Source organism: Aeromonas mytilicola subsp. aquatica, from assembly GCF_044336385.1.
Lineage (GTDB): Bacteria > Pseudomonadota > Gammaproteobacteria > Enterobacterales > Aeromonadaceae > Aeromonas > Aeromonas rivipollensis.
Genome location: NZ_CP172298.1, coordinates 1,281,199 through 1,293,373 on the forward strand (window position 1 = coordinate 1,281,199; position 12,175 = coordinate 1,293,373).

The window sequence follows — 12,175 nt, forward strand, 5'->3', positions numbered from 1 at the left end:
ATGCGCAAGGACAGGGTTTACATCAATAAACCGCGCCTATTCCGGTGTCGACGGCAGGGGTGCCAGCCCGCTGCTGGCAAGGCTTTGCGCCGGTTGGCTCGGCAGCGATACGCGCCAGACGGTGGTGCGCAAAAACAGGTAAATTCCGCCGATGGCGGCCCAGATCAGCCCCAGCATCAGGGAGGTCTGCTCCAGGTTGAGCCACAGGATAGCCACTGTCCCGGCTCCGAGCAGGGGCAGCACCAGGTATTGCAGGCGATCCTGCCAGGTTTTGTTGCGCCCCTGACGCAGGTAGTAGCAGGAGATCACCGACAGGTTGACCACGGTGAAGGCCACCAGGGCGCCGAAGTTGATCAGCGCCAGGGCGATCTCCAGATCGAAGCTGATGGCCGACAAGGCCAGCAGACCCACCAGCAGTATGTTGAACACGGGGGTGCGCCACTTGGGATGGATATAGCCAAAGGTGCGCTGGGGCAGCACCTTGTCCCGTCCCATCACGTAGAGGATGCGGGAGACCCCGGCGTGGGAGGAGAGCCCCGAGGCCAGCACCGCCACGCAGGCGCAGACCAGCACCACGCTCTGGAACAGCTTGCCGCCGACGTAGAGGGCGATCTCCGGCAGCACGGCGTCCGGCGCCTTGAAGCGGGAGGCATCCGGGAAGTAGAGCTGCAGGGCATAGGCCACCACCACGAAGATGAGGCCGCCAAGCAGGGCGGTCAGGATGATGGCTTTGGGGATCACCTTGCCGGCCTCCGGGGTCTCCTCGGAGAGGGCGCTCAGGCTGTCGAAGCCGAGGAAGGAGAAGCAGAGGATGGTGGCCCCGGTCAGCAGCGGCAAGATCTCTGTGCTGCTGCTGTAGATGGGCTGCAGGCTGAGGGTGCCGACCCCTTCCCCCTGATAGACCCCATGAGCGATCAGGCCGAGGAAGACCAGCATGATGGCCACCTGGATGAAGATGATGAGGCCGTTGAGGTTAGCCACCAGATCGATGCCGCGCAGGTTGATGGCGGTCATCAGCACCGTCATGCCGAGGATGAAGATCCAGGGCTCGACGCCGGGGAAGAGGGCGCTCAGATAGATCTTGGCCAGCAGCATGTTGATCATCGGCAGGAAGATGTAGTCGAGCAGGGAGGACCAGCCCACCATGAAGCCCACCACGGGGGAGAACTCCCGCTGGGCATAGGTGTAGGCCGAGCCCGCGATCGGGTAGTGACGCACCATCTTGCTGTAGCTGGAGGCGGTGAACAGCACCCCGACCAGGGCCAGCAGGTAGGCGGTGGTGACATGACCCTGGGTGATGTCGGTGACGATGCCGAAGGTATCGAACACCACCATGGGGGTCATGTAGGCCAGGCCCATCACGACCACTTGCCACAGGGTCAGGGTTTGTTTCAGTCGCGCAGGGCGTGGGGCCATGGGGCCGTCTCCTAAGAATGCAGTGGTGAAGGGCCCGCCTGCCGAGCAGGGGCGGGGCCCCATGACAGGGTGACTGGTCACTGAGGGAGCCAACTGCTCCTGCCATCATTTTTGGGGGCGAGATGATACCGTATAAGCAGGCCATCCGCGATGGACGGCCTGTCGTTATCTGACGATATTGTTCGTGCCAGCGAGAAACGCGGACACTAACCTTGACTGGCGGCGGCCAGCGCCTGCTCCAGCAGGTCGAGTCCCTCGTCGATCAGCGCCGGGGAGGCGGTGAGGGGGGCGAGGAAGCGGATGACGTTGGCACGCACGCCGCAGGCCAGCAGCACCAGGCCCCGTTTGCCTGCCTCTGCCACCAGCCGTTTGGTGAGATCCGGATCCGGTTGGGTGGCATCGCGCCCCTTGACCAGCTCCATGGCCACCATGGCGCCGGGGCCGCGGATGTTGCCTATGCTGTCAAACCGCTCCGCCAGCTGGTGCAGGCGCGCCTTGATCTGCTCCCCCTGCACCAGGGCCTGCTGGTTCAGGCGCTCCTCCTCAATGACCTCCAGCACCGCCAGGGCGGCGGCGCAGGCGATGGGGGAGCCCGCATAGGTGCCCCCCAGGCCACCGGGCTTGGCGGCGTTCATGACTTCGCTCTTGCCCACTACGGCAGACAGCGGGAAGCCGCCGGCCAGGCTCTTGGCCAGCGTCATGATGTCCGGCTCGACGCCGCTGTATTCGGTGGCGAAGGTCTTGCCGGTGCGACAGAAACCTGTCTGGATCTCGTCGCAGATGAGCAGTATGCCGTGCTGATCGCAGATCTTGCGCAAGGCTTGCAGGAAGCTCGGGGAGGCGACATAGAAGCCCCCCTCACCCTGCACCGGCTCTATGATGATGGCGGCCACCCGGGCCGGTTCGATGTCGGCGCTGAAGCAGAGATCCAGCGCCCCCAGGGCATCGGCCTCGCTCACCCCCAGGTAGTCGGCCGGGAAGGGGAGGTGATAGACCTCCCCCGGGAAGGGGCCGAAGCCGGTCTTGTAGGGCACCACCTTGCCGGTGAGCGCCATCCCCATCATGGTGCGGCCGTGGAAGCCGCCCTTGAAGGCGATGGTGCCGCTGCGGCCGGTGTGGGCGCGGGCTATCTTGATGGCGTTCTCCACCGCCTCGGCGCCGGTGGAGAGGAAGAGGGTACGCTTGGGGGTCGGGCCCGGCACCAGGGCGTTGAGCTTCTCGGCAAGCTCGATATAGCCTGGGTAGGGGGTGACCTGGAAGCAGGTGTGGCTGAACTTCTCGAGCTGCTCGCGCACGGCGGCGACCACCTTGGGGTGATTGTGGCCGGTGTTGAGCACGGCGATGCCGGAGGCAAAGTCGATGTAGCGGTTGCCCTCCACGTCCCACAGCTCGGCGTTTTTCGCCCGGTCGATGAAGACCGGCAGCAGGGTGCCGACGCCCTGTACCACGGCCGCTTCACGGCGCGCTTGCCACGCCTGGTTTGAATGCTGTTCTGACTGACTCATCTTTCCTCCCTGAGGGGCATGGGCCCCTGATATTCCTGTGCAATCTGCTCGTCGATTGAACCGCGCACTGCCATCTGGCAGGGCGGCATGTCTGGTGCGGGGCGCGGGTGGCGTACCGCAGGGCGCCGTCGAGGCTCTCGTGAGGCCGAGCTGGCGCCCATGTCTATCTATAAAAACGATGGACTGGTGTCAGAGGCATCTTTTTCAACGATGCCTCTGCGGGACATGGGCATCAACGGATGCCGCCAAAGCAGAGGTATTTGGTCTCGAGGTACTCCTCCAGCCCCTCTGCCGCCCCTTCCCGACCCAGTCCCGACTCCTTGATGCCGCCAAAGGGGGCCAGCTCGGTCGAGATGATCCCCTCGTTGATGCCCACCATGCCGTATTCCAGCTGCTCGGCCACCCGCCACACCCGGGCAATGTCGCGGCCATAGAAGTAGGCGGCCAGGCCATAAGGGGTGTCGTTGGCGATGGCGATGGCCTCGGCCTCGGTCTCGAAGCGCACCAGGGGGGCGACGGGGCCGAAGATCTCCTCCTGCAGTATGGGGTTGTCCCGGGTCACGCCGGTCAGGATGGTGGGGTGGTAGAAGAGCGGGCCGGCGGGATGGGCTTGCCCCCCCACCAGCACGCTGGCCCCGGCGGCCTCGGCCTGGCTGACCAGGGAGGCGACCTTGTCGGCGGCCGCGGCATTGATGAGGGGGCCGATCTGGGTGCCATCACCCATGCCATCCCCCACCTTGAAGGCGCGCACCGCGGCGGCCAGCTTCTCGGCGAAGGCGTCATGGACACTGGCCTGCACCAGGATGCGGTTGGCGCAGACGCAGGTCTGGCCGGCGTTGCGGTATTTGGAGGCGAGCGCCCCGGCCACGGCGGCGTCGAGGTCGGCATCGTCAAACACGATGAAGGGGGCGTTGCCACCCAGCTCCAGAGAGAGCCGCTTCATGGTGTCGGCGCACTGGCGCATCAGCAGCTTGCCGATGCGGGTGGAGCCGGTGAAGGAGAGCTTGCGCACCTTGGGGTTGCGGCACAGCTCGTCGCCCACGACCGAGGCCTGATGGGAGGTGACTATGTTGATGACCCCGGCGGGAATGCCCGCCTGCTCGGCCAGGGCTGCCAGCGCCAGCGCGCACAGGGGCGTCTCGGCGGCGGGCTTGATGACGATGGTGCAACCGGCGGCCAGTGCAGGTCCGGCCTTGCGGGTGATCATGGCGATGGGGAAGTTCCAGGGGGTGATGGCGGCCACCACGCCCACCGGCTGCTTGATGGTGGCCAGGCGCCGGTCGCCGGAGAAACCGGGAATGGTGCGGCCATAGGCACGCTTGCCCTCTTCCGCGAACCACTGGATGAAGCTGGCACCGTAGGCCACCTCGCCTTTGGCTTCGGCGAGCGGTTTGCCCTGCTCGCAGGTCATGATGCGGGCCAGTTCATCCTGATTGGCCATGATGAGTTCGAACCAGGCGTGAAGCCTGCTGCCGCGCTCCTTGGCTGTGAGGGCGGCCCAGGCGGGCTGGGCATTGTGAGCCGCCGCGATGGCGAGCCGGGTGTCCGCCTCGTCCATGTCGGGTACCTGAGTGATGAGCTGGCCGGTCGCCGGGTTCAGGACCTCGAAACTTTGTCCGCCATGGGCCTCGCACCAGCGGCCATCTATATAGGCAAGGGACTTGATCAAGGAGAGTGCGGGTTGTGATGCTGACATAGATAGGAAGCCTCGATTGTGGGTCTGGGTGGCCAACTCATCCCGTGGTGCCACCGTATAGAATAATAAGCACGTAACGACCATAAAGTGAGCCGAAATGTTTTTCAAGTGTTAAATATATTTGAGTGAATGGTGCGGCGCATGCTAGAAATGGGGCTCTCAGGACGATTCTAGCGTTTCTCATTCGGTGAGGTGTGCAAAATAATGAACGCTCTCGGCTGTGCAGGATAGCGAACAGGGTGCCGGGATTGACGCATTATTTTAACCAGCCGCCACAAGGTATTCGAATGGCCATACAAGGAGGTGGGGATGCAGCAACCACAAGGTGAGGTCCAGTGGCAGACCATGACGGATAACCCCTTGTCTGACAAAGGGATGGATAAAACCATGGGGGAGCGGCTCGCCCTCCTTCGCCGTCGCCTCGGGCTCTCCCAGCGCCGGGCCGCCGAGCTGAGCGGCCTGACTCACGGCGCCATCTGCATGATAGAGCAGAACAAGGTGAGCCCCTCGGTCGCCTCGTTGCAGAAGCTGCTCAGCGTCTACGAGCTGCCGCTCTCCCGCTTCTTCGCCGAGGAGGAGGCGCGGGCGCCGAGCGTGGTGATCAAGGCCGAACAGCTCATCGAGCTGGGCAGCCAGGGGGTCTCCATGAAGCTGGTGCACAACGGCAACAATCGTCGCCAGCTCGGCTTCATGCTGGAGACCTATGCCCCAGGCACGGATACCGGGGGGCAGGTCAAGCATCTGGGGGAGGAGGTGGGCACAGTGCTGGAAGGCTCTGTCGTGCTGAGTCTGGCCGGGCAGACCTATCAGCTCTGCGCCGGGGACAGCTATGTGATCGACACCGGCGAGCCCCACAGCTTCAGCAATCCGTCTGGGCAGGTCTGCCGCATCGTCAGCGCCCACACCCCCGCCAGCTTTTGACATTGAACAGCGCGAATATTGGAAACGAACCGGTAAGGAAGCAGGGATCATGACCGAACATGTAAAGAGTTACTACGCAGCCAGTGCCAACCAGCACGCCCCCTACCCGATGCTCACCGAGCAGCTTGAGTGCGACGTCTGTGTCATAGGGGCCGGGTATACCGGCCTCTCCAGCGCCCTGCACCTGGTGGAGAAGGGCTACAAGGTGGTGGTGCTGGAGGCGGCCAGGGTGGGGTTTGGCGCCAGCGGCCGCAACGGCGGCCAGATAGTCAACTCCTACAGCCGTGACATCGACACCATAGAAGCGAACTGCCCGCCGGATCAGGCCAGGCTGCTCGGCTCCATGTTGTTTGAGGGGGGAGACATCATCCGCGAGCGGATCCAGCACTACAACATCCAGTGCGATCTGCAGCAGGGGGGGGTCTTTGCCGCCGAGACCCAGAAGCAGCTCCACGAACTCAAGGCACAGCATGCCCGCTGGCAGAAGTGGGGCAACGATCAGCTGGAGCTGCTCGATGCCGAAGGGGTGCGCGAGGTGGTGGCAAGCGATCGCTACATCGGCGCCCTGCTGGACAAGCGCGGCGGCCATATCCACCCCCTCAACCTGGCGCTGGGGGAGGCGGAAGCCATCCGCACCCTGGGTGGTCGCATCTTCGAGCAATCCGCCGTCACCAGCATCACTCCGGGCCAGATTGCCCTGGTGAAGACGGCCAAGGGGGCGGTGAAGGCGCGCTTCGTGGTGGTAGCTGGCAACGCCTATCTCGGCAACCTGGTGCCTGAGCTGGCGAGCAAGAGTATGCCGTGCGGCACGCAAGTCATCGCCACCGAGGTGCTGGGGGAGGAGCGGGCCCGCGCCCTGCTGCCGCAGAACTACTGCCTGGAAGATTGCAACTACCTGCTCGACTACTACAGAACCACAGGTGATCACCGGCTGATCTATGGCGGCGGCGTTGTCTATGGGGCGCGGGATCCGGCAGACATAGAGCGGCTGATCATCCCCAAGATGCAGAAGACCTTCCCCCAGCTGGCGGACGTCAAGGTGGAGTACACCTGGACCGGCAACTTCCTCTTGACCCTGTCGCGCCTGCCGCAGTTTGGCCGTATCGGTCACAACATCTATTACATGCAGGGTTACAGCGGCCACGGCGTGACCTGTACCCATCTGGCGGGCAAGCTGCTCTCTGAGGTGTTGAGTGGTCAGGCGGAGCGCTTCGACGCCTTCGCCAAACTGCCGCACTACCCCTTCCCGGGTGGACGGCTGTTCCGCATCCCCTTCACCGCCGCGGGGGCCGCCTGGTATACCCTGCGAGACAGGCTGGGGGTGTGACGCCCATAAAGGGCATAGCGCTATGGCGTCATGACGGCCGAACGGTGAAGGGCATGAGCTTCTGGTGATACGGTTGTCGCATAAGGGGGGGGCACGCCATTTCCTGCACCGCAGGAGGCTGCCTACCCTGCTGGGCAAACTGGGGGATCCCATAACGGCGCCCGCGTTATAGCGTCATGACTGCCGAGTGGTGAAGGACATAAGCTTCTGGTGATTCGGTTGTCGCAAAAGGGGGAGTGGCAAGTCATCCCCTGTACCGCAGAGGGGCCGCTTACCCTGCAAGAAAAACTGGGGGCGCTCATAAACGATGATCGCACTATGACGTCATGACTGCCGAATGGTGAAGGATGTGCGCTTCTGGTGATACGGCGGTCGAATAGGGGGAAACCACTCCCTTTTTAGGCGGAGGTGAGTTGAGTACGAGGGCACCCTAGGCACTCCTTTCACGGAGACGCGGCTGCTCTCTGGCAGCCAGAAGGCAGATGAAACGACAGAGGGAGGCATCATGCCTCCCTCTGTTCTGGGTGAACAACCTGGATCAGCTTCAATGGTGTGGCGCCATTATCTGCCAGCTCAGGCTGCATCGACTCGCCGGTCTCAGAATCTGTAGGGGAAGCGCAGCCCTATGCTGTAGTCGGGCGCATCCGTGGTGAGCCCTGCTGACCAGTTGACCGCCATGGAGAGCTTGTCAGTGATGGCCCAGGTTGACCCCATGCCGAAGCTGGCGGCGTTGGCATCGGAGCCGGTGACCTTCTCCATGTCAAAGCCTTCGGCTCCCTGGCTGGATTCGAGGGTGATGCGCTGGTTGATGTTGAAGGAGAGGCTGAAGCGCTCGTTCAGTGCAAACGCGACCCCCAATCCATATTCATACCAGTCACCGAGCTGGATGCTGCCTGGCTGATCGCCAGGCTGGTAGGAGACATCGTCAAAGTCTTGCTTGAGGCTGTGACCATAGTTGAGGTTGGCGAACAGTATGGCGGGGTCCATGGTCTTGACCAGGGAGAAGCCAGTGGACAACTGCCAGAGCCCGTTGCCGGTGGCGAGGTCCTTGGGGACCATCAGGTTGCCGGACTCCGAGGTCATGATCTCTATCCCGTAGGGATCCTTGCCGGTCGGCGCCTTGGCCCGCAGGTTCCAGACCAGATCCGGCCAATCTTCATCCTCGGCCAGGACTCTGTAGTAGATGGCGAGGCTGAGATCGCCGAGCCCGCCATCGCTGACGGTCTGCTCCTCAAACTCACGGCTGGAGTTCTCCTTGCCGGTGCTCTGGTAGTTGGTGTTGCGGTACATATAGGGCACGGCCAGTTCCAGCTGCCAGCGATCATTGAGGGTGTAACGGGTCACCAGATCTGCCGTCCATTGATCGGAGCGGACTCTGTCGAGATTGATTTCACCCAGGAAGATGGCGTCCAGGGCAAGAAAACCGCGCAGGGCGAGATCCTTGCGATTGTAGTGCTGATAAGAGAGGCCAAAATCGAGGGTCAACGCACGATCGAATACGTTGTGCTGCTCGATCATCAGGTCTTCGGTACTGCGACCGACTTCGGGGGCCCGGCGAGCCGGGTCAGGTTGGGAGGGAGCCGCGGCGGCAGCCCCTTCTGCGGCGACCGCGGTCGCACCGGTGGCCTTGACGGCCTCCAGGCGGGCCTGTAACTGATGGAGTGCCTGATTTTGCTGGATCAATTGCTGACGCAGCTGATCAAGCTGTTGTTGTAGGGCCTCTTCCTCTGCGGTCGCGCCCCAGCAGGCGAAAGGGGTCAGTGCAATCAACAGCACGGTAGACTGTTTCATCGAGATACGTCCTTGTTGTTTATTATCCTTTTTATAGTTCAGTCCATGGGATTCATCTGTTCTCAGCGAGAAAGCCAGATCCTGGTCTGATTGAGCGTCTGCAAACCGTCACCCCTGACTCTATTGAGTTGCAGCAGACCCCGACTGAAATCGGTTCCTCTCAAACTCTGTTCCAATCGGACTCGTCCATCGGACGAGTTTAGTTGCAGCCCGGCATAATTGCCTGAAACGCGGTAACTGGCAGTACCAAGGTTCCCCTGATGCTCGTAGTTGCCCGCGGAGACGATCTGCCCCGTCATTTCGGGGGCCGTCAGTGTAATACCCGCCTGGTTCACCGAGCTGTTGCCGCTCCCCTCCAACTGCACGACCTGCACCAGGCCCGCGCCTTGTACGGGAGCACTCGGAGGCGTCGTTGTTACTGTCTTGACCTCATCCTTGATGCGTACATCCAGTTTGGGTTTATTTTGCACCACGCTCAGGGCCAGGTTCATGGCGGCGGTTTGCTGGGCCTGAGCAGTCGTCAGGGTTGAAATGAACTCGATGCCGAAATAGCTGATCCCGTGGGTACTGACATAGCGACCGCGTAAATGGGCCAGCTCTCCATCGGCCAGTTCAGGAGCAAAATGGTCTGACAGCAGTGCCAGAGGATCCGAATCGGCCAGCAGTGGGCAGGCAAAGCCACCCAGACTGCAGATGAGGCATATAGCGGGTCGGGTATTCATGATGACCTCACATTAGCTCTTTGTGCTGAAAACCAAATTCCAGCAAGGATGATTCATTGACGGGGGCGAACAGCCCATCTTTTCCTCTGGCAGAGAGTGGAGGAGAAGGATTGGCCAGAGGCGCATCCGGGCGATAACCGGCACCAATAACGGCGAGCAATATGCCGTTCCAGCTTTCCTTGAACTCCTGGAACGTAATGACACGATTTCCGAGGGCCGGATCTGCCAGATAGACACGGTCGTGGCGATCGATGGCACGCAGCACGGCAAAGTGCTGATAGCCGCGAATATTGAGCAGCACTATGGTGGGTACTCTCACCTGCCGCAATTTTTCATCTCCCAGGCGATACCCTCTGACGCGCATGCCGAGCATTTGCAAATATTGCTTCATGTCGAGCATGGAGAAGCCATAGTGTTTGACCTGTGCCGGGTCTGCCATGGCCAGCATGCCATCCATCACCCAGCGTTCATTGGTTACATGGCCGTAGGAGTAGCGCAGTATGGTTGCGACGGCGGCAGCCCCACAGCTGAAATCAGTATGTTGGCGCTCGATATTGGCATAACGGCGCTCCAGAATGCTCTGTACCGGTTTGTTGAGATCCCCCAGTGCCGGGAGATGTTCTCCCAATGGCATATTGGCCGACCAGGCAGCAGGGCAGAATAACAACAGCAGTAGCCAGCGCATTGAGACCTCCATGTCCTGAAAAAAGGGGGCGCAAAGGCCCCCTCTGAAGTGCATTACTTGGCAAAACCTGCGGCCAGCGAGAGGTTGTTCGCTTGCAGGTTGTTGGTGCCTGACGACACGTTCACCCCGATGTTGCCCACGGCTCCGTTGAAGGCGCCGCCATCGATGGTTGCCCGGTTGAAGGTTTCGCGGCTGGTGTAGGTATTGACCACGGGAATGAAGCCAGTTGCATAGCCACTGAGCTTGATATCACCCTCTTCCTCGAACTTGAACTTGGAGTCCTTGCTGCCATCATCGTCCTGATTGTCATAGTCGATGTGGCCCCAGAGACTGCCGCCATTGGGATGATCACCATCTTTCCAGATTTCCGGATAGACGTTGTTGGTCTGCTTGCTCGTCCCTTCGTACTCACCCTCGGCTTTGAGTTTGAGGAAGATGGGGTTGTAGTCCACGGTTCTGGTGGCGCTCAGGCTCTTGTTCTCGGTCATGTTCTTGGACACGCTCTGGCTGTTTGCCACTGTGGCTACGGCCATGTTGCCGGTGGACACCGAGGCCGCCATGTTGTTGGCCTGAACATTACCCGAGCCAGACGTCACGTTGGCACCTATGTTGCCCGCGGCATCCTTGAATGCCCCATCGCCGATCCCGGCCTTGTTCTGATGACCGTGGTTGGTAGTCCAGTTTTGGCTGGCACTTTGGGTGGAGAAGATCTCGGCATCCGAAGATCCACCAGGCATGCCTTGTTGTTGGCCGCGGCCCATGATGAACTCGGCATCGACTTCGTCATAGGCTGCCAGGGAAGCGCTGTTGCCTTGTACGTTGGAGTCACCGGCTGCTACGTTGGCGCCGACGTTACCGGATGCACCCTTGAACGAGCCGTCAATCTTGCTCGTGTTTTCTGTTCTTGAATTACCAGTGCCGATCATGGAGCTGGATTGTTGGTTGTCCACCACCGCCATGCCGAGTTTGTTGACATTGATGTAGCCGCCGACACGGACAGTGCCTTCGTACTCTACATCGACCTCTGCCTTGACCTTCTTGGTCAAGGTTGCCCCTGTCTCATCCCTGTCACCGCGGTAATCGGCGGAGGCGGTGCCCGACATGGCCATGACAACCGCAGCGGCTAATGAGCTATAAATAAGTCCACGCATAATGAGTCTCTCCATTGAACTTTCTGTGGAAGATTTGCCCATCGGCTGAACCTACGCCCCCGGACTCGGCTTCCGATCCCTGCGACATCATGGGGATGTCGTTACTGCGCCAGCCAGAGGCAGGGAGACCATGTTGACTGCCTGGTTTCCCTGTCCTGTGACCTGGTTCACCTGGATGACGCCTTTACTGCCCGTCAGGGCGTTGTCATCCAGATAGATACTGGTGGTTGTGTTGGGGGGCACCTTGCCTGAAGGTGTCTTTGCAACACTGGTGCTGAGGTTGATGTCGGTCACCACGCCGATGCCGCTGTCATCCAGCGACAAGGCGAAGGCATTGAGCTGCTGGTTGGCTTCACCTGCGCCCTGATTGATCCCGACCAGCCCCTGACTCTGGCTGAGCGCCGAGCCCAGAATGGCCACGCTCTGGTTGCCATTGAGATTGGTAGTGGATTGATTCTGCTGGCTAAATTGAACGATGGCCGGCCCTGATAGCGCTATGGCGGCGAGGTTGCCCTGCTGGTTGTTATTACCGGCAACCATATTGACACCCATGGCGCCACGAATATTGCTGAGCGCTTGCGAGCCGAGATCAACACGATTCTCTGCTTGTGACTGTTGTGCGAATGCGGAAAGGGAAATAATTGCCAGTGCAATATATGTTTTCATGCTCTGTCTCCATATGCCAGGAGGGCTTATTAGAGAGAGCAATGAATGTGCCAGTTAGTAACTTATTGATATATATTGTTTTTGTATTTGAGCTATTTGTGTTTAAGTCTCAGTTTTGATAATGAACTTTTATATGATTCATCAACATATTGTTTATCAATGACTTTATTGTTTCTCACCGTTAATTTTGCTGTCTCATTATTGTGGTGTCATCAGTCTAAATGCGGGATGGTTTATAGTTATCATCGTCTGGTTACCTTGAGTTGGCGTCATTTGATGATCGTCATGCTCTTCC

At 60.5% G+C, this 12,175-nt stretch carries 10 protein-coding genes; 2 read left to right on the plus strand and 8 right to left on the minus strand.

Features of this window, described 5'->3' with window-relative positions:
• Positions 1-36 precede the first annotated feature (36 nt).
• The 3 genes from ACFWHB_RS06110 to ACFWHB_RS06120 all read right to left on the minus strand — a co-directional run bounded on the left by ACFWHB_RS06110 (position 37) and on the right by ACFWHB_RS06120 (position 4,617).
• Positions 37-1,416 carry an APC family permease gene (locus ACFWHB_RS06110; protein ID WP_106886180.1) on the minus strand — a complete coding sequence of 460 codons (1,380 nt, stop codon included), beginning with the start codon at positions 1,414-1,416 and terminating at the stop codon, positions 37-39.
• 206 nt (positions 1,417-1,622) lie between these two features.
• Positions 1,623-2,921 (minus strand): 4-aminobutyrate--2-oxoglutarate transaminase, encoded by a 1,299-nt coding sequence (gene gabT, locus ACFWHB_RS06115; protein ID WP_163147317.1) that lies wholly within the window; start codon positions 2,919-2,921, stop codon positions 1,623-1,625.
• Between the two features lie 232 nt (positions 2,922-3,153).
• Positions 3,154-4,617 carry an NAD-dependent succinate-semialdehyde dehydrogenase gene (locus tag ACFWHB_RS06120; RefSeq protein WP_395949673.1) on the minus strand — a complete coding sequence of 488 codons (1,464 nt, stop codon included), beginning with the start codon at positions 4,615-4,617 and terminating at the stop codon, positions 3,154-3,156.
• 309 nt (positions 4,618-4,926) lie between these two features.
• Between ACFWHB_RS06120 and puuR the strand changes: the two genes are divergently transcribed.
• A complete protein-coding gene (gene puuR / locus ACFWHB_RS06125; protein WP_111910023.1) occupies positions 4,927-5,538 on the plus strand; it encodes an HTH-type transcriptional regulator PuuR in 612 nt (203 codons plus the stop codon).
• Positions 5,539-5,587: 49 nt separating this feature from the next.
• On the plus strand, positions 5,588-6,865 hold the full coding sequence (locus tag ACFWHB_RS06130) for an NAD(P)/FAD-dependent oxidoreductase (RefSeq protein WP_395949674.1): 1,278 nt from the start codon (positions 5,588-5,590) through the stop codon (positions 6,863-6,865).
• A gap of 597 nt (positions 6,866-7,462) precedes the next feature.
• Here ACFWHB_RS06130 and ACFWHB_RS06135 read toward each other — a convergent pair.
• The 5 genes from ACFWHB_RS06135 to ACFWHB_RS06155 all read right to left on the minus strand — a co-directional run bounded on the left by ACFWHB_RS06135 (position 7,463) and on the right by ACFWHB_RS06155 (position 11,880).
• Positions 7,463-8,656: a transporter gene (locus tag ACFWHB_RS06135; RefSeq protein ID WP_163157837.1), complete on the minus strand. Its 1,194-nt coding sequence runs from the start codon at positions 8,654-8,656 to the stop codon at positions 7,463-7,465.
• 62 nt (positions 8,657-8,718) lie between these two features.
• Positions 8,719-9,378, minus strand: coding sequence for a hypothetical protein (locus tag ACFWHB_RS06140; RefSeq protein ID WP_106886186.1), 660 nt, complete (start codon positions 9,376-9,378; stop codon positions 8,719-8,721).
• Between the two features lie 7 nt (positions 9,379-9,385).
• The gene (locus tag ACFWHB_RS06145) at positions 9,386-10,063 is read right to left on the minus strand and encodes a C39 family peptidase (protein WP_395949675.1); all 678 of its coding nucleotides are present in this window, start codon (positions 10,061-10,063) and stop codon (positions 9,386-9,388) included.
• Positions 10,064-10,116: 53 nt separating this feature from the next.
• Positions 10,117-11,214: a hypothetical protein gene (locus ACFWHB_RS06150; protein WP_290027665.1), complete on the minus strand. Its 1,098-nt coding sequence runs from the start codon at positions 11,212-11,214 to the stop codon at positions 10,117-10,119.
• Between the two features lie 87 nt (positions 11,215-11,301).
• Positions 11,302-11,880, minus strand: a complete 579-nt coding sequence (locus tag ACFWHB_RS06155; protein WP_234570209.1) for a hypothetical protein — start codon at positions 11,878-11,880, stop codon at positions 11,302-11,304.
• Positions 11,881-12,175 lie beyond the last annotated feature (295 nt).